Raw genomic sequence first — 17,947 nt, 5'->3', positions numbered from 1 at the left:
TGCCTCCATAGTGACTCAACATCAAAGCACCAGACACCATTTGGTCACGTACCATTTATGAATTCATTTAATGATACATTTAATAACACGTTTAATAAGACATTTTATAGACTTAAAAGTCTATAAAATGTCTTATTAAATGAATGGACATACGGCCTGCTATTGAACGATTTCACTTACTTATTAGCCACCAGCTCGCAACAAAGGTGGACCGGAAATATTCTCGTCGAGTATCAGGATCACTTTAAGAGCAGCACAATTTGGGGAGCTATTCAAGAGGAGGGATGCCGTCACTCTGGATCGAACCAAATTCATCGAAAACCCGCTGGACGTGTTTTCTTTCCACCACTGCCACCCCGATTTTTTCACCGGCTATGAATACATAAAGCCCTACTTGAAAGTGGCCAACATGGAAAAGGCCTTCATCGATTACTTATATTTTTCACCCTCAAAATCCCATCAGTTCGTCAATCTCCCAGAAATTGAATTCCCGCGAAAATTCTCCCAAAAAAAAGCCCTTGCCCTCTGCCAAAGTATTCCCTCCAAACGCACGCGGGGCCTCGTTCACTCGAAATGCCAGGCTCTTTTTCAGAGCCTGGATTCGCTTCCGAGCCGAAAAAGACGCTGATTGATGTTTCATTTGCATCTTCCACAATGCATGAGCTGGTCACGTGGCGAACTATTTGGAAAAGATTAGCGCTTACCTCGGATTTTAGGTTTTCCCTCTTAACCCTCAACGGGTTACCCTGGCATTGGTAGCATCAGGGCGCTTGATGAGCAGGTAAGCCCCAAGGTGAATGAATCAAGATATGGAATACTTGGCCTAACAGATACGCTTCATCATGTGTTTGTCTATTTTACCATTCGAGGCTCAGATATCCGAGTCATCCATATTCGAAAAAAGGAGAAAAGAGAAGAGTCTCTATGCCAAACTATGTAAAGAATGAAAAAGGCTATAGGAGCGTCACCTTCAACGCGAAGGCTGTCAAAGACGCATACTCAAAGGCGAAACAGATGCTCACTCAAGATATTATCTTGCTTTATCTTTACTTATCATTTTAGATCATATTGCCTCATTTAAAAAAATTAGAGGATATGCAATGATGCACAAGGTTTGGCTCACTGCTGAGCAAGTAGCAGCCCACCTAAATATCGCACCAATCACTATTTACCGCTGGATTGAGGGTAATAAGATTCCATGCCAGCGAGTGGGACATCAATGGCGATTTAGCACCTTGGAAATTGATCAGTGGGTGTTCTCAAGCAAAGCTTCCGACTTAAAAAAATTAAATCGAAAGCGGATATGAAAAATAAGCATTTACGAACAAGTGAATGCCAATACGTGAAATCTTATCAAGAACCAGCCATTTTTTCCGGACTAATACGTTTAATTTTGTCAGTCGTCTTTACCTTTTTCTCTGTCATAGGCATGGCAGCTGAACAGACTTCAAATATAGATTGCCCAATGGCTATCAACAACCTTCAGTCTAAAAACAGCAATCTCGATTCAGCCTTGATAAGCATGGCCTCACTTCTTGGGTCTAAAGGTCCAGTTGATGTTCCGCTCACGGTTTTATTTCAAGTCAATTTAGAGGATGAAGAGTCCGTCAAAAAACGAATCTCTGAATTATCAAAACTAACGAACAGGGCTGAAATCTTAAAGCAGGAAGAGTACAAGGATTACAGCGAGTGCGCTAAAGACGAAAAAAGTATGAATTTGGTATCTCAGGCCGCAGAAAAACAAGCTGCCTTAAATACGAAAAGATTACTTTTCCTTAAGACCGAGAGGTCTGAGAGGGGCAATTTAATCGCTACATTTGAGGCCGCAAGACAAAAAGATTTGGACTCTTATCAAATTGAGAAGCAATTAGCTGAAAGTAAAGAGTCACTCGGTCAGGCACAAGCTGGTTTGATAACTAGAGAAAAAAGCATATCAAAAGAAAGTGATTTTTCTGGTGACGAACTCCTCTCTGCGCGTTCCTTATTGGAAAAATTTGTTGTTGATATAGAAACTGAGCATATTGGTTTTCTTGAGAACATTAAGACAGAACGTAAAAAACTAGACGAACTCAGAGATCAGCTTTCAAGGCATGCGAGCCTTGATCTGTCCGGGAAAAAAATCGATAGTCAATTCGATACCGTGGACACCATTTGGAGATCGGCGGCAAAGCTCCTACTCACTGCATTTACCAAACTTGATGTTACCAGTGATTTTGCCCTTCCTAAGCCTTTAGTGGATCCCAAGAATAAACATGGAAACAAAAAGGAGTTTCAGAATTACATCGAACTTCATTTAAAGGCTAAGCAGAGACTAGGGGAGCTATCGGAGCAAAGGCAGAAACTCCTATTTGATTTCAGGGCTATTAATTTCCGACTCGTTAGCGATTCGGGGCGCCTAAGGGCACAGCTGATAAAATTGTGCGAAACAAGCAGCTCTTGTGAAAACATTGGAAGCCTCAATGAAAACACGATCACTGGAGTAGCAACAGAGGTACGTTTATTACCACTAAAATTGCTTGGAGGTAGTGTTAACAAAATAGTTGAATTCAAAGCAAAGTGGAATCGTGGTTTTGAGGGTTGGGTTGATATAGCAAGACAGATCATGATTTTAATTGGGCTAATGTTACTCCCCATTCTCGCACATAAACTCTTAAAATTGACAGCGGAGAAACTAGATCAGTTGCGCAAACAAGTTCTAGCGCGATCTATATTAGATTATAAACAAAGAACCCGATTGGCACTTTGGATCAGTCGGCTGAATCCCTTCGTTCCATCGCTCGGCATGGTTGCCAGCATCCATATTGCTAGAGTTTTGATAGAAGAGACCGATCTTGCAGAGTTTTCATTAGTTATTTTTTATTTAGAGATCTACTTCCTTTATAAGGCCGTCCGCCTAGTGCTTCGAATCTTAATTGAACTCATATTTTCTTCAGAAATATTAGAATTGAATAGTGATCTTAGTCAAAGGGCTGAAGACACAGCAAGGAGACTGTCACGTTTTTTCTTCGCACGTTTTGTCCTACTTTATATTGTTGAGGATACTTTAAGGCGGGCTTTAGTATTTGGAATTGTCTATGAGATTTCAACCTGGGCCAGCCTTTTTGTCGTAGTAAACGAAGTTCGATTCTGGAAAATTGAAATCTTGCAGGCTTTTCAGGTGCGATTTCCAAAAGCAAGGTCACACTTTAAAAAAATAACGGAGCGACGTCTAGGCCTTGGCGTCTTGGCAATTTTTTTCATTTTTGTTTTAGTGCACGATGTTCTTAAGTGGTCATCTTTGTATTTAATTAGATTCAATTTCTTTAAACGACTCTTCTCGGAGGTTTTAAGAAAAAAGCTCGAGCAAGAATTTGATTTTTCAAAAACTCTGCAAACTCCTGACTCTAAATATCTGTCGGTATTTGATTACTATTTACCTGCCGAAAAGCACTTTTATATCGATCGCGAACCTTTGGTGGCAAAAGATATTTTGAATACGATAAACAGTTGGCTCAACGACCAGTCGCCTGAAGATCTCGTGGTTCTTGTTGGCAGCCGAGGAATAGGCAAAAGTACCAGCGTTAAAATGATATTTGATCAAATCAACTCAAACGATAAGTTCTTCGTTTGGGTTTCTCCAAAAATCTACAGCTGTGAAAGATTACTCGACTGGCTTTCTAAGCATCTTGGAGTTCAGATAAACTCCATTGAAGATTTCATTAGGGTGGAGTCTACTCTCGATAAGAAAATCGTAATTATGGTTGATGATATCCATAATCTTTTCGTTGGCAAAATTGGTGGCTTTCAAGCATATCGTCTTTTTATGGAAATAATCAGTCTAAAGACGACTAAGATATTTTGGTGCCTGACGGCGAATTCTCATGCATGGACTTATTTGAAGGGCGTGTTTGGAGATGAGCATTTTTATGGGCAGGTCTATGAAATGAGAATGTGGACGGATTCTGAAATACAAAATCTGATTTTGGCAAGACACAAAGTAACTGGCTACTCTCGATCATTTGATAAATCAATATCTGCATATGGCACCGGCGACATTCTTGGAGAAAAAGTTGAAACTCAATTTTTTAGACTGTTGTGGGGACAGTCAAGAGGTAACCCTAGGTCAGCCCTGATGTATTGGTTGTCAGCTGTATCACAAACGGACGATAGTGGGATTCATGTTGGAGTACCAAAATTCATTAACTCAGCAGCAGTTAGTAATATGAGTAAGGACGCACTTCTAGTCCTGGCAGCCATTGCAAAACATGACAGTCTTACAATTGATGAGTTAATGGATGTAACTCGCATAAATAAATTGGTGATCAGAAAAATTATTAAAGAATCTTCTGAGAAAGAGTTGGTGTGGACAGATAAAGAAGATCGAATTCGCATTTCGTCTCGGGCGCAGAATGCTATTGATTACTACTTAGTAGGAAAGAATTTTTTGTATGAATGAAACTAATGTTGAAAGCCTGAGTGAAGTTTTTGAACTTTTTAGCGTGACCAAAATAGCTTTGGTCATCCTTGGAGTTGTGATTCTCGGCATTCTAGCTAAAGCCGTCAACTCTGCAGGGGAAAAGCTAGAGCTGCGACTTCCATCACAAAGACTAGTGATAGCTCAATTTGTGACTATTATCTCTTTCTTAATTTATATTCTTGGTGGAGTGTACTTGCTTTATGGAGTGATAAATCCGCCGAAATCCTTACTTCTCGCAACAAGTGGGACTTTGGCAGTTGCCATAGGTCTATCTATGAAGGACCTGGTGGCCTCAGTTGTTGCTGGAGTTATTCTGATTTTCGACCGTCCATTCCAAGTGGGTGATCGAGTAACTTTCGATGGCATTTACGGTGAGATAACGACAATTGGACTGCGTGCAGTTCGACTTGTGACCCTGGACGATTCTGTTGTCACAATCCCCAATAGCAAATTTGTTACGGATGCCGTTGCCTCTGGAAACTTTGGGGCTATGGATATGCTGATTGAGGTTAACTTCCATGTGGACCTGTCGACAGATATTAAGCAAGCAAAAGAGATTTTATATGAGACCGCTGTCACTAGTCCGTACGTTTTTCTAAAAAAACCTGTCGCTTTAGTTTTAACAGAAATGAACTTTGCAAACAGACCCGCCATGCAGATTCGAGTAAAAAGCTATGTTCTTGATGTTCAATTTGAAAAGGCCTTTCAGAGTGATTTACTGATTAGAGGTAATGAAGCCCTAGTAAAAGCTGGGATAACGAGACCTTCGTTTCTGGATGGCGAATTGCATTAAAACGACGATACCCAAAGGAATTGTCTAGAAAAATTGACTTTGTAGGATTTAAATTCGATCTAATTGTTTGAGTTAACAAAAAACAGACATGAAAGATGGCGTAAATGAAGAAAAAGAAGTCAAAACTAAAGAGAAAAGCAAGTCCCAAATTAAAAAAGCAACGCCTACGTAAAACTGGGGTTGTGCGAAAGCAGGCTCATGCAAGTTCAAGCACAAAACGCAAACAAGCAAAGAGAGATAACAAGGAGTAATTACATGAAGTTTATTGATAGTCCAGCTTCCCAAGCCCTAGATTTATTCGTGCAAAAACATGCGGGCACGCTGGTTCGTCGAATATCGAAAAGCCATGGTAGGTATAAGGTCAGTTTTTTACTTCGGCCAATCGCCCGTAAGCGCGATGCCTCAGTAAAAGTTTTTAAGTTTGTAGGTAATATCACTATTCGTGGTGGAGGACAGCTTCGTGCCGAAGAAAAGGCATCCGATCCGCGGGACGCGGCACTTAAAGTAATTCGTTCGCTTGAAAAACAGCTTCGCCGACTGACTGAAAAACAAGAACGAAGTCGAAAAACTGTTGGCAAATCTCTTAAGCCGATTCGCGAGCTAAGATGGCAGATTGAGGGCGATGCTAATTAACATGTATATCTTTAAATCTTGTCGTCTGTCTGAGTCGGCTTGGTTATGCAAGAAGGAAAGGTTACAAATTGGGCGGTAATGCACAAGATACTCGAAATATAAGTCTGCTAGACAAGGACTTTGCGGGATGGGGCAATACTGAAAATCTCGAGAATATTAAGCCGTCCCAAAGTGCGGATGTTGCCCATCTTGATCGCGAAAAGAAACATTTTTTGGGAGAATGGTTAGCTACAGCTATTTGTGGAAACGACATAACTTCAAGCTGCCTCTACGTATCTGCCCTCGCAATTGGTGTTTCGGGAATTTATGCCCCACTTGCTCTGTTACTCGTGAGTTTCACGCTTTATTTTTTAGAAAAATCTACTCAGAAGTGGGATCCGCGTTGCCAATGAATGGTGGCACTTACACATTGTTGCTCAACACAACTTCAAAGAAAGTCGCAGCGGCCGGAGCATGCCTGACTATTTTGTCATATATAGCAACCGCTGTGATTAGTGCCAATGAAGCTATTCACTATCTCAAGTCAATAATTCCCGGTCTACCTGTAGGGGCTTGCACGATTTTGCTTCTGTTGTTCTTTGCGATTCTAACCATTTACGGAGTTGGAGAATCTGCAAAGGTTGCTTTGGGGATTTTTATGGTCCACATGGCGACTATTACAATTTTAATTTTGTTCGGTCTTTGGAGTTTTATTACGCAGTTTTCAACTACTTTCGATAATCTCACTCACAGTATGCCTGGTGATCCATGGTACTTTGCTTTGGGAAAAGGATATTTGGTTGCCCTGCTCGGCATAAGCGGATTTGAAAGCTCAGCAAATTACATTGAGGAACAGCGTCCAGGGGTTTTCGATAAAACACTAAAAAACATGTGGCTTGCTGTGACAGTTATCAATCCCTTGATTTGTATTCTAGCACTGGGCGTGCTTCCGATGTCAGCCATTATAAGTGACAAAACAAATTTATTGGCACGACTTGGTGCAGACAGCGGTTCTACATGGTTTGGATATTGGGTGGGAATAAATGCATTTTTGGTTCTTTCTGGTGCTGTATTAACAAGCTTTGTCGGAGTTACTGGACTTGCTAAGCGCATGGCTTTAGATCGTTGTTTGCCATTTGTATTGTTAAATGAAAATGAGCGAAGAAAAACAAACCATTGGATCATCTTGGGATTTTTTGCCATATGCGGTTCAATATTTGCGATGACGTCGGGAAACATTGATTCTCTGGCTGGAGTTTATACCCTCTCCTTTCTATCTGTTATGTTTCTGTTTGCTGTCGGGAATGCGCTGTTAAAGGTAAGGCGTGCAAAACTCCCTCGATCCACGCGAGCACATTGGGGAGCGGTTATTGTCGGTGCGGGACTCGTATTTTTAGGTTTAGTTGGCAATTTTTTTCTAAATGTTGAAGGAGCCCGCATTTTTCTAATATATTATGCAGTCACCTTTGGTGTGGTCTTACTCATTTTGATGAGAACTACGATTTTGAAATTTTTGCTCAATGCTATTCAACATTCTGTGGGACTTCTGCCTGGCACAAAACAAATTCTTAGCAAATCGCTGCAAAAAATAGTTGATCACATCAATTCCATACAAACGGTTTATTATACAAAGGGCGACAACCTATCAACCCTCAATAGAGCTGCCCAATATGTGCTTCTCAATGAGCAAAGCAAAAGACTTAAGATTGTACATGTCTACTCAGAAAAAAAGAAAATTCCGCCCTCTATTTGGTATCAGGCGAGAGTCATCGATGAGATATATCCGAATTTACGAATTGATTTAGTCTTGGTGAAGGGGATATTTTCTCCTGAACTTGTTGACGCCCTATCAAAGAGATTTGGTATTCAAAAAAATCAAATGTTTATTGGAACACCTGGAGGAAATTTCCCCCACAAAATTGAAAGTCTTGGGGGCGTTAGAGTGGTTATTTAATGAAAGTAAATCTAAAAATAGGAATCTATGCAAAGTTTCATAGTAAAGCGCCAGATTTCTATGGTGAAGCCACTTAACCAAAAAGGCACGAAGTATATTTACTCCAAATAAGATTGCGGCTGTCACTTCAATAATTGCCGGATATGCAACACTGCTTAACTGAACCTCGGCCTATTTGAAAAGTCTGCTGACTCAGCATCGATAATGATCTCGATTTGTTTGTTTTCTGGGAGTATTTTTACAATCATTGGAGAAAGTAGGGTAATCAAAAGAGTGTAAATAATTAAGCCACCAAATATTTCAATAGGTAGATCCATTTGAGTTTTTAAAATATCGGCAAGGACCAATCCAAAAACCAGATTGGGCATTAGAGATACGGCAATTGCAAGGCTGTCTTTCCACGACTCATTCATTGAAACTCTTCGATGAAGTATAATACTAACAATTTTGATTGGACCTGAAATAATCAATAACACCAAGGCGATTAACAACGCATTTATCGAAAACGCCTCGTGAGCAATCTTTAGTCCCGAATTGAAAAAGTAAAATGGGATAAAGAACGTAGAAAACGATCGAAGAGCTTGTAACATTTGATCGGTATTAGCATTCGGAAGATGACGCTTGTATTGCCCCGTGACGATACCCACTAAAAATGCACCAACTAGATAATACGCTCCTAGTTTTTTGGTTATGAGACCAGATATAATTGCTAACATTAAGATAAACCCAAATTCAGACCCAGGGGCTAGTCGCTCAAGTGTTGAGGCCATTTTTTTAATTATAACTGGCAAAATTAAGATGAGTAGAACTATCACTGCTAGCGAAGCAGCTAGACTGGTCAAGCTCTCCATTTGAGAAAGTATGAGAAGGGCACCAAGTGCAACAAGTTCAGCAGATATGGCCTTTAGTTTAATCCAATATTTTTGATTCTCAGATACCTTTGAAGTTTCAATGCTATCTAAAATAAATCCAGTTGAAGGGGTTGCTAGTGCTAGAGCAAGAATAAGAGATACAGCTGAAGATAAATCGTAAATAGAGGACACAACTAGGGCGATAACTGTAACAACCAAAATGCGAACGCCGACATGAATTGAAATTGGGCGCAAAGCTTTTTTAATCGAATCGAGATTGACCTCTACACCTGCAAACAGAAAAAGAGAAATAATCCCTAGCGTGGAGAAAAGTGGAATCACGCTGTCTTCATCATAAAATCTAAACCCATAGGATACGCCAACACCAATTGCGAAAGCAGTTAAAGCCATGGGGATTCCAAACCGCAGAAGTAGTCGCGGAACAACGAACAGCAAAACGATCAAAAAGACATAACCAAGCTCTCCTTGACTGTGAATTTGTAACCAGTTCCAAATGTCATCTAAACTAGAGATTGAGATCATCGAAGCTAGATTCTTGATGGATTCAGTCATGTCTAGCTGCCTTGCTTAAAAGAGGCGATTGTTCTGAGGCCCCGGTTAAATGTTGAATTAATTTTTCAGCATATTCTCTTCGTCTTTCGTCAAGACCCGCTCTCGAAGAGAACAGAGCCATTTTATGCTTCCAAAGAGGTTTTTGAGTTAATAAAATCAATTTTTCGGATCGCAGCTCCCTTGCGACGTAGACGTATGGCAAAATGGTGAGACCCATGCCGTCACTGGCGGACCTGATCACTGAAGATATAACGTTGCTTTCAAATACACATACGGGGCTTAGTTTCTTTCGTATCAAAAACCCGTCTATTTCAGATCGCAAACTTGTAAATTTAGATGGAAGCACCGAGGGTATTTTTTCATCACGGATGAGAGACTCAAATGAAAATTTTTTTAGGTTCTTTAAAAGGTCATTCGATGCAAATGCTCCTACGGGCAAATTAAATTCTTCGAGGGTCTTTAGCTCTTGATCAACACCAAAGCTTGTTGTCAGTAACAGATCTATCTCGCCAACCTTTAATAGCTGCATAAGCTGTGAAGAATGAAGCGAAATCAAATTTAACAATGGGCGTTCAGTCTTTCCATACTGTTTTGAGACTTTAGCAATTACCTCTGTAACAAAAGGCCTTTCGATATCAACAGACACGCCTATGGATATTCGAATCCCCATTGACGATTTTTGCTTATCAAGCTGGTCAAACATTTCGTCAAATATATCAAATGCGCGTCGACAGTAGTTGAATACTTCTTTGCCAGAGTCAGTCAATTCCATGCGTCGCCCCACTTTTCGAAAAAGCTCCCTGTCTAGAGCTTCTTCAAGCCTGTTTATTTGAGTGCTCAGCGATGATTGACTGGTATTGAGATGCTTGGCTGCTGCTGTCACGCCCTCAAGCTTTGCAGTAACGTAAAAGTAAAAAAGATGGTTATAGTTATATATATTCATTTTTCGTAACGGTCCTATACTAATGATCTATTTTATTAAACAACTAAAATCAACGATAATATACATAACTAAGGAGTAAAATATGTTCAAACTGCCCGAATTTAACTTCACAAAGGCTTCGTTCTTACCTGAAGAAACAATTCAATATCACTATGGAAAACACCACAGCGCCTATATTGGAAAGCTTAATAAGCTAATGGAGGGTCTGCCGCCAAACGCCATTCTCGAAAATATACGTGATTCTGATGGCGCCCTGTATAACAATGCAGTCCAAAGTTGGAATCATACTTTCTATTGGATGGGCCTCACACCTAGCCCCTCAATCTTGAATTCAAATTCCCTTTTAGCGAAATCAATCAAAGTGCAATTTGGGTCGGAATCGGGCTTAAAAGAGAACTTTGTTGAATCTGCACTAAAGGTATTCAGATCTGGCTGGACATGGCTTGCTCTTAATATGCAAAGCAAGAAGATTGAAATAATTAACACGAGCAATGCTCGACGTTCAAATGCGGGAAAATTATTGATGACTTGAATAGTCAAGAGGGAGGACTTATGACAACGAACAAACCACTCGTTCTTCTGACTGGAGCAAGCATTGGTTTAGGACTCGCAATAGCAAAGGAGCTCATCGAGGATGGAAACTATCGGTTAGTACTGACAGCCAGAGCAAAGTCGTTGAAACGCTTTAGTGCGGCAGGAATTTTTGAATCAGATGAAATTTATTTACGGCCACTAGATGTAACTAACAAAGAGGAGAGAGTTGCCGTGATTGCCGAATGCGAGGCTAGCTTGGGCGGACTCGACATTCTGATTAATAATGCGGGAATTGCAATGCGCTCTGTTGTGGAAGACGCAAGTGCCGAGGATAGAATTGGGTTACTTGACATTAATTATATTGGACCAATGAGGCTCGCCGCCCTTGCTTTACCTGGGATGCGTAAGCGGAGAAACGGTAGAATTATTAACATCTCTTCGGCTGCAGGTTTAATCGGCATGCCCACAATGGCCTGTTATTGCGGATCAAAATTTGCTCTTGAAGGTGGAACTGAGTCCCTGTGGTATGAGGTTAAACCATGGGGTATTCATGTCACATTGATTATTCCGGGCTTTATGAGATCTGACTCCTTTCTTAATACTCAGACTACAAAATGGAGTCGTGCTGCTATTAATGCTGGTCAAAAAGATCCCTATTACCATCACTATGGGAACATGGAGAAATTGATTTCGTGGACTATGAGGCGAACTCTGGCTACACCGGAAAGTGTCGCCAGAAAAATCGCAAGAGTAATTAAACAAAAAAACCCTTCTCTTAGGGTTCCAGTAACAGCAGATGCGTGGTTCTTATTTCTATTCAGACGGTTTCTGCCGCGTGCCATCTATCACTGGGTAATGTTTAGAGCCTTACCAAAATCTGAAAAATGGGGGAATATTTCTTCTCAGCGATGCATCCCGAAAATAGATAGTAATATGAATAACATATAGATTAAATACTATTAATCTATATTTAATTTCAAATTCGAGTTGGTAGCTTAGCCTTAGAAGGTGAGGACATATATGAAATTCTTTGAAAAAATGATGAAAACTGCAAGCCTTGCTTTTAAAGCTATTCTATTTCTGCTCAGCAATTCTGTGGTGTTTGTCTTGGGAGTACCAATCCTTCTGGTTGGAATTGGCCTCGTATCTGGAGCGCTCATTATAGAGATATTTCAAAATGTTGTGGACGGAGAGATCATGAAGCAGCCGTCTCGTGATGTGCGGAAGTATTTAGGTGCGTGTACATGACTCTCTCGGTCGAGATTGTTCACAACTTAGTGCATCAGTTCTTCGATTGCCACCTCCAGTTTCTGATTTGGTAAATTTTGACTCCTGGAACATTCGTCCTCGAGCTGATTCTGGCCGCCAAAATTGGGCAAGGGATTCGGGCGAGCCTCGGCGATGGCAGTGCCATCGACCGAGGAAGATTCAAGGACATATTTCTTGTACAGGTCATATCCGTCATCCCAGGTTTGTTTGGGAGCTCTTCCCAAGCAGCGCTTTCCGCTGTTGGTTCGACGGGTATTGCATTACTCCATATAGGTGTCCAGATCGGACTGCATTTGTGCGATGGATGTGTACCGGGTCTTTCTGAGAACCACATCATAAAATTCTTTCTGGATGACCTGGTTGAGGCGTTCCTTGCAGCCGTTGGTCTGCGGGTGACGCGCCTTTGTCCGGGAATGCTCGATGTCGTTCAGATGAAGGAACAGCTGGTAGGGATGCCGCACTTCTGCTCCCGAGTAATCGGATCCTCGGTCGGTCAGTGTCGCATATTAGCCCGCATTCACTATCGAGCTAGTGTTGGGAAGAGTCGCCTTATGGTGAGGCGACTCCCCCTTGCAACAGTGGTACTATTTGGCGGATTCTCTCTTTCTTCCGCCCGAGTTTTGATTGCTGCCATCTGAGATATCCATCACGAATGGCGAATAAACTCCATTTTTTCGCAAGGACAAGAGAGCCTCTCTCAGCTCTTGATCCAAATCTTTCAATTCAATGGATTTGGCCGCGAAGAATGTCGTAACCCATCGACGATTCAATTGCTTGGGAGTTTCGAAATTGAGATATAGTGCTTGACGAAATTCACCGCTATTCAAGCTTATTTCTTTGGTCGTTATCCTGCTGATTTGGCTAGAAAAGTGAACGACACCTACAAAGCGCATTTTGCTCGTAAATAGAAATGACAACTGTGAGACTTCCGTCCCCGGTGTACTTGATTGCGCCTTTGTCAATGAATGAGTCGCCACATCACTGTACACGTAAAGGCCATTTTTACTAATGGGTAGATTGTTAGAATATATCAGTTGACCACCGTCCAAGAATGCGGGCGAAGAAATCACAACTTCTCCAGCTGAATTTGTTGCACTCAACTTGTAGAATTGTGAGTTGTCTGAAAGCTTTTCGAATTCGAGACGACAAACATCCTCTATAATATTCTGAGATCCCTCTGGAAGATCAGAATCGACGATATCGTAGCACTTTCCTGAGAGCTCTTCCTCACGCTTTGCTGTTGCCATCATATCGACAAATGACTTCGAGGTAATTTTTTTGTCAGTATGTCGGAACCATTTGGAAAGGGAAAAATTGTCTTCAGAAGTATCACTGGCTTCTTCAGCCCATAACTGGTTTTTCTGAAGGAAGGCTTTAAAAGTTTCAGGGTTTTCATTTTCATCTAAATTGAATATATGGTTCGTAACAGCTCGTATGTGGGCATAATCATCAGGAATAAGCTTTGGACCATTTTCACTTAAGGGTTCATCAGGAGCCTCAAGACAAGAAGCTTTCTCTATACCCATTTGATCTCTTACCGTTGGAATACCTGCAAGCACGCCCATAACATAACGGCACATCTCTTTGTGAGTGTAGACTCTCTTCATAATATAGAGGCTAGCCACCCACTCATGAAGAAGTAAACGAGCCTTCGCTCTCTCATCCATTTTGTTGTAGGCCTTTTTATCTATCCACACTCCAAATTTATCCTGGAGAGCGTATTGTTCTTGATCTTGGCTCAAAAACGCTGCGCCTACCGTTTCATTGGGCAATACTTTCAATCCAGAAGGAATGAGATACCAGGTCTTCATTCTCCATAAAGAATCAATAAAAACTTCATTTAATTTTGAGAGGTCGAGAGCGCTGTCTGCTGAACCTAACAGATTCAAAACTTTAGCCAATGCCTTCATTTTGGGACCAAGAACAGAGACAAACGCAGGCTCTTTCTCAGGATGAAAAATATAATCTTCATACAGCTTTCCATCAATTCCATTGCCACCTACTCCGTCTGTAGTTCCAAGACCGACTGGGGCCGGCGAGTGGCCTGAATTTGCAGAAGAAAGGTTCGGTGCGGCTGGGGCTTCTGAGCCTCCTCCAGCAGCTGTGAAGTCCGCGCCAGTTGAATCCGGTGGGTTTGTCTGATTGATCATGTGACTGGACTTATTTTTGTCTTTAGGCCCGCAAGCGACAATAAGTGACAGTATCGCGGCCAGAGAGGATTTCAGTATGAGCCTGTTTTTATTCGGATCTTCCATTTTCATTCTCCTAGAAAGGTTAAAGGGTTCAAGTTACGCGCCAAACGACTTCTCTCGTTGGGCTCAATCGCCAGACCAGGAAATAGCATCAATTGCGCATCGCATCTATAGTTTGTTAGTAAACAGAAATTGAAATTATTTACTTACAGTAAAGATTCTGATGTAATCGATTTATTCGTGTTGTTGAGCCGCTTGAATGGCTTCAGCATCGCGCAAAAGGGCAGCCCGTGGTTTCTGTTTTTGACTACAAAAATTACCGTGATTTCTTAAAGGCCTGGCTCAAGGAAAAGGGACGACGAGGCGGTGCCAGTCGCTTGGCCGTAGCAATGGGGATCAGTGGGTCGATGATAAGTCTGATCTTGAAGGGTACAAAAAATCTAAATCTAGAACAAGGCACGGAACTAGCGGAATATCTGGCCCTCAATGAGAAAGAAGAAGAATATTTATTCCTACTCATTGAGCTCGCGCGAGCTGGCTCCCATAAACTGACTCAGCGATTGGAGAAAAAACAGCAGTTACTTCTTCAAAAATCCCGTCAGATATCCAATCGTGCCAAAAAGGACAAGGAATTCACTGAAACCGAAAAAAGCGTATACTATTCCAGTTGGCTTTTCACGGGAGTTAGAAATTTATCAGCTTGCCCTACAACGCGAACTCCAAAAGCCATTGCCTCCTACTTGGGAATTGGAATGGAAGTCCTCCAACCCATTCTCGAGTTTTTGGTGGCCCATGACCTCGTCATCCTAGAAAAAGGACAGTTGACCTACGGTCCTCAACACACACACCTCGCTTCAGATTCTCCCTACGCAAACCAGCAACATCGAAGCTGGAGAATTAAGGGGATGGAGCTTATGGAACGTCGTCGCGAAGAGGATTTGTTTTACAGTTGTCCCATGTCTCTATCGAAGGATGCCTTTGAACAGATTCGAACATGGCTGCCCTCTGCTGTCGAACATGTTCTTAAGATCGTGGGGCCCTCGCCTTCGGAGGAAGTAGCCTGCTTTAACATTGATTTTTTTCGCTACTAGCATGAGGCGCTGAACCCTTGACTATCGGGTGGTCCGGTTCAGCAATGGACAGGTCTACGCGATCCCTCATTGACTTTAATAGGCCTCGCATGCTACCGGAAACTTATTATTTTGAGGAAATATTATGTTTCGCTTAACTCCCGCGATCGTGCTGATTTTTATTTCTACTTCCATATTGGCAACCCCGTCTGGCGACAGGCCTCCATCTGAAACTGGGGCCTGCACAAAAGTCCTAGCCACAATGACCGACCAAAACGATCAAAATAGGTCCGCGCAACTAAAGGCAATGAAAGAACTTAACGACAAAGCAGAATCTCAGCTTGCCATGGATTCCCTTACGGATAAAGAAGATCAGACCCTTTTGATCAAAGCCCTGAGAGATAGGGCCAACGAGGTTTTGTCCGCCGCTGAATATTCAACCAACGAGCAAAGGAGAAGGGGGACACACCAAGCACACGAGGTGCCGCAAATCGTCTTGACGGCATTTCAATTGGCAAGAGAACTCGAATCTCTTCAATCGCCGCTCACTTTGCATCGCTTGGGCAGCACATGGTTGCAAACCATTGTCCCTATTGACACTCCTAGCTCTGTCCTCTACGAAAGAAATGATGTCTCAGAGAGACCATCTTCATCTCCAGCTCCAGCTCCAGCTCCAGCCTCTTCCCCCATTCAACGAATTGAGATTCTGGCAGCAAAAGAACTGCTCTTATATCGAGGTCAGAAGCTCGCTAGCACTCTCTACGGAGCTATTTACCTTTTAAGCTACAAAGAAGGCGATAGCGGCATCCCTCAGATTTTTAAGCGAATAGATCGCAAAAGAATGGAATTCCACAAAGTTGACATTCCCCCGAAGCCATCTTCTCAAAGGGCAAAAAAAATGCGCATCACTGACTTATCGAATGCCCTTTGGGAAGAAATTCCTGAACCCTCCGAGCGAGAAATGCAAATTCTTTTGATCTCCGACTCAGTTAAAACCACTATCCCTCTCGCAGCAGCCGCTGCCGCTCGCAGAAAAGCTGAGAGGAACCAAAAGGAAGCGCATAATTTTCCTGAACTCTTCTGGAAATTTGTGACTGAAAAATAAACCGCTAACGTACGAGTGAACACCGTGCGTGATCAACGTCCCTTGCCAAACATGACCACTGTTGCGGTTTTAAGGATCACCAATAAATCAAGTAAGACTGAATAGTTTTTTATGTAAAAGAGCTCGTATTGGAGTTTCTCTTTCGCGTCTTCGACATTGGCTCCGTAAGGATACATCACCTGGGCCCAACCGCTGAGCCCCGGACGAACAAGGTGACGAAAATTATAATAGGGGATTTTATTGATGAGATCTTTGATAAACTCGGGCCTCTCGGGCCTTGGGCCGATAAAACTCATATCACCACGAAAAATGTTCCAAATTTGTGGTAGTTCATCAATGCGGGCCGCACGCATAAACCGACCCCAAGAGGTCACGCGGGCATCACTTTTCTGAGCCCACTTGGCACCGCCATCCTTTTCGGCGTCAACTTTCATCGAACGAAACTTATAAATTGTGAACCCTTCGCCATTGAGCCCACAGCGCTCTTGAGTGTATATGACAGGACCCCCACTGGTGATCCACACCACAAACGCAGAAAATGCCATAAGAGGAAATCCCAAAACCAAGATGACAGCCGCGCAGAATATATCGCCCACGCGCTTGAGTCGAAGACCGATCGGATTGTGAAGAAGATGAAAGCCTTGACTTAACGCAAACCAACTCCCCTCAAGATAATAGACCGGCACTTTTCGCCAGACTATTTCGTAAAAATCTGACAGATCGTAGATATGAGTTCCGTGAAACCGGGCACTCATCAATTGACCAACCAAATCTTCTGGAATCCGCTGACCGGTGGCAATCACAATACCACGCCATTCTTCCTTAAGACGCGAAGCAACCTCTACCCAGGTGCCCTTCACATATTTTTCGAAAAGTCGAGTGTCTGTGCCTGCGTCCGTGTCTGTGTCTATGCCTGTAAGTCTCATTTCAAAATCAGACCACTGCTCGGTCAAACACACCAATTGAACATCATGAGAGGACTTCTCGTAGTCGCGCAAAAAATGTTGAAGGTAATCGCGTGTGCCGATCACAAGCCAACGGGATTTTTGCTCGAGACCCTTCACTCGCGCGTGCAGAATCACTCGCCACACACCAGACCAAATCGCAAAGATAACGTAGGCACCGAGCAAAACACCCCGGCCGGTTAAGCCACCAAAGCCCTTCATTCCAAATAAGTAGGCGCCCAAAATAACTGTCGCACCCGAAATTGCAAGAGCCAGTGTCAACCGAAGGAGATCTCGAAAAAAGTGCAACCTGTCTTGGAGTTTGTAGACATCAAAGATGTACATCAGAACAAGAGTCAAAAGCAGGCAAGGAGACAACTTCACAAGAACTTCCGGGCTGACCCAACCTCCCAAGCGAAGATAGTAGGCCACCTGAAAAGCCGCGTAAAATCCCAAACAATCGAGAGCAAGAAGTACCAGCTTATAAAATGGAGCAGGCGAAAATCGATTGGACATATTGCAGTTACTCTTACCGCAACTCCAGTGAGAGCGCCAGGCCGAGCACTTGGAGACCTGTGCGCTTGGACGCCTGGCGTCCAAGCACACAGACGTCCATGCGCACAACCGCCAATGCGTCTGACGGTCCATGTG

Annotated in this window: 19 protein-coding genes; 13 read left to right on the top strand and 6 right to left on the bottom strand. The window is 42.5% G+C overall.

Annotation, left to right across the window (positions count from 1 at the left end; genetic code table 11):
- Nucleotides 1–448: 448 nt before the first annotated feature.
- On the bottom strand, nucleotides 449–640 hold the full coding sequence (locus tag IPL83_20890) for a hypothetical protein (protein MBK9041576.1): 192 nt from the start codon (nucleotides 638–640) through the stop codon (nucleotides 449–451).
- 153 nt (nucleotides 641–793) lie between these two features.
- Here IPL83_20890 and IPL83_20885 point away from each other — a divergent pair, with 153 nt between their 5' ends.
- From IPL83_20885 to IPL83_20850, 8 genes are all read left to right on the top strand, one after another.
- On the top strand, nucleotides 794–940 hold the full coding sequence (locus IPL83_20885) for a BrnT family toxin (GenBank protein ID MBK9041575.1): 147 nt from the start codon (nucleotides 794–796) through the stop codon (nucleotides 938–940).
- A 160-nt stretch (nucleotides 941–1,100) separates the two neighbouring features.
- Nucleotides 1,101–1,307 (top strand): helix-turn-helix domain-containing protein, encoded by a 207-nt coding sequence (locus IPL83_20880; GenBank protein ID MBK9041574.1) that lies wholly within the window; start codon nucleotides 1,101–1,103, stop codon nucleotides 1,305–1,307.
- The gene (locus IPL83_20875) at nucleotides 1,304–4,435 is read left to right on the top strand and encodes a hypothetical protein (protein ID MBK9041573.1); all 3,132 of its coding nucleotides are present in this window, start codon (nucleotides 1,304–1,306) and stop codon (nucleotides 4,433–4,435) included. Before IPL83_20880 ends, IPL83_20875 begins: the two co-directional genes overlap by 4 nt.
- Nucleotides 4,428–5,249, top strand: a complete 822-nt coding sequence (locus IPL83_20870; protein MBK9041572.1) for a mechanosensitive ion channel — start codon at nucleotides 4,428–4,430, stop codon at nucleotides 5,247–5,249. The genes IPL83_20875 and IPL83_20870 overlap by 8 nt, the downstream gene beginning before the upstream one ends.
- A gap of 104 nt (nucleotides 5,250–5,353) precedes the next feature.
- Nucleotides 5,354–5,500: a hypothetical protein gene (locus tag IPL83_20865; GenBank protein ID MBK9041571.1), complete on the top strand. Its 147-nt coding sequence runs from the start codon at nucleotides 5,354–5,356 to the stop codon at nucleotides 5,498–5,500.
- A gap of 4 nt (nucleotides 5,501–5,504) precedes the next feature.
- Entirely contained in the window at nucleotides 5,505–5,882 is a 378-nt protein-coding gene (locus IPL83_20860) for an HPF/RaiA family ribosome-associated protein (GenBank protein MBK9041570.1), read from the top strand.
- Between the two features lie 68 nt (nucleotides 5,883–5,950).
- The gene (locus tag IPL83_20855) at nucleotides 5,951–6,274 is read left to right on the top strand and encodes a hypothetical protein (GenBank protein MBK9041569.1); all 324 of its coding nucleotides are present in this window, start codon (nucleotides 5,951–5,953) and stop codon (nucleotides 6,272–6,274) included.
- Complete coding sequence (locus IPL83_20850) at nucleotides 6,271–7,815, top strand: APC family permease (protein ID MBK9041568.1); 1,545 nt, start codon at nucleotides 6,271–6,273, stop codon at nucleotides 7,813–7,815. The genes IPL83_20855 and IPL83_20850 overlap by 4 nt, the downstream gene beginning before the upstream one ends.
- A 155-nt stretch (nucleotides 7,816–7,970) precedes the next feature.
- Here the strand turns inward: IPL83_20850 and IPL83_20845 are convergent, their stop codons facing one another.
- On the bottom strand, nucleotides 7,971–9,239 hold the full coding sequence (locus IPL83_20845; GenBank protein MBK9041567.1) for a cation:proton antiporter: 1,269 nt from the start codon (nucleotides 9,237–9,239) through the stop codon (nucleotides 7,971–7,973).
- Nucleotides 9,232–10,182: a LysR family transcriptional regulator gene (locus IPL83_20840; GenBank protein ID MBK9041566.1), complete on the bottom strand. Its 951-nt coding sequence runs from the start codon at nucleotides 10,180–10,182 to the stop codon at nucleotides 9,232–9,234. Before IPL83_20840 ends, IPL83_20845 begins: the two co-directional genes overlap by 8 nt.
- A gap of 82 nt (nucleotides 10,183–10,264) precedes the next feature.
- On the opposite strand from IPL83_20840, the gene IPL83_20835 reads away from it, so the two are divergent.
- From IPL83_20835 to IPL83_20825, 3 genes are all read left to right on the top strand, one after another.
- Nucleotides 10,265–10,714 carry a superoxide dismutase [Fe] gene (locus IPL83_20835; GenBank protein MBK9041565.1) on the top strand — a complete coding sequence of 150 codons (450 nt, stop codon included), beginning with the start codon at nucleotides 10,265–10,267 and terminating at the stop codon, nucleotides 10,712–10,714.
- Nucleotides 10,715–10,734: 20 nt separating this feature from the next.
- On the top strand, nucleotides 10,735–11,664 hold the full coding sequence (locus tag IPL83_20830; GenBank protein MBK9041564.1) for an SDR family NAD(P)-dependent oxidoreductase: 930 nt from the start codon (nucleotides 10,735–10,737) through the stop codon (nucleotides 11,662–11,664).
- 72 nt (nucleotides 11,665–11,736) lie between these two features.
- The gene (locus tag IPL83_20825; protein MBK9041563.1) at nucleotides 11,737–11,964 is read left to right on the top strand and encodes a hypothetical protein; all 228 of its coding nucleotides are present in this window, start codon (nucleotides 11,737–11,739) and stop codon (nucleotides 11,962–11,964) included.
- Nucleotides 11,965–12,245: 281 nt separating this feature from the next.
- Here the strand turns inward: IPL83_20825 and IPL83_20820 are convergent, their stop codons facing one another.
- Together IPL83_20820 and IPL83_20815 are read right to left on the bottom strand one after the other, a co-directional pair.
- The gene (locus tag IPL83_20820; GenBank protein ID MBK9041562.1) at nucleotides 12,246–12,446 is read right to left on the bottom strand and encodes a transposase; all 201 of its coding nucleotides are present in this window, start codon (nucleotides 12,444–12,446) and stop codon (nucleotides 12,246–12,248) included.
- A 123-nt stretch (nucleotides 12,447–12,569) separates the two neighbouring features.
- Nucleotides 12,570–14,240, bottom strand: a complete 1,671-nt coding sequence (locus tag IPL83_20815; GenBank protein ID MBK9041561.1) for a hypothetical protein — start codon at nucleotides 14,238–14,240, stop codon at nucleotides 12,570–12,572.
- A 227-nt stretch (nucleotides 14,241–14,467) separates the two neighbouring features.
- On the opposite strand from IPL83_20815, the gene IPL83_20810 reads away from it, so the two are divergent.
- The gene (locus IPL83_20810; GenBank protein ID MBK9041560.1) at nucleotides 14,468–15,268 is read left to right on the top strand and encodes a TIGR02147 family protein; all 801 of its coding nucleotides are present in this window, start codon (nucleotides 14,468–14,470) and stop codon (nucleotides 15,266–15,268) included.
- Nucleotides 15,269–15,392: 124 nt separating this feature from the next.
- Nucleotides 15,393–16,352, top strand: a complete 960-nt coding sequence (locus IPL83_20805; protein ID MBK9041559.1) for a hypothetical protein — start codon at nucleotides 15,393–15,395, stop codon at nucleotides 16,350–16,352.
- A gap of 32 nt (nucleotides 16,353–16,384) precedes the next feature.
- Here the strand turns inward: IPL83_20805 and IPL83_20800 are convergent, their stop codons facing one another.
- On the bottom strand, nucleotides 16,385–17,812 hold the full coding sequence (locus IPL83_20800) for an exopolysaccharide biosynthesis polyprenyl glycosylphosphotransferase (protein MBK9041558.1): 1,428 nt from the start codon (nucleotides 17,810–17,812) through the stop codon (nucleotides 16,385–16,387).
- Nucleotides 17,813–17,947 lie beyond the last annotated feature (135 nt).

The sequence above is a fragment of the Bdellovibrionales bacterium genome, assembly GCA_016716765.1.
Lineage (GTDB): Bacteria > Bdellovibrionota > Bdellovibrionia > Bdellovibrionales > UBA1609 > JADJVA01.
The sequence above is the reverse complement of the archived record's forward strand: the minus strand, read 5'-3'. Positions and strand labels throughout refer to the sequence as shown.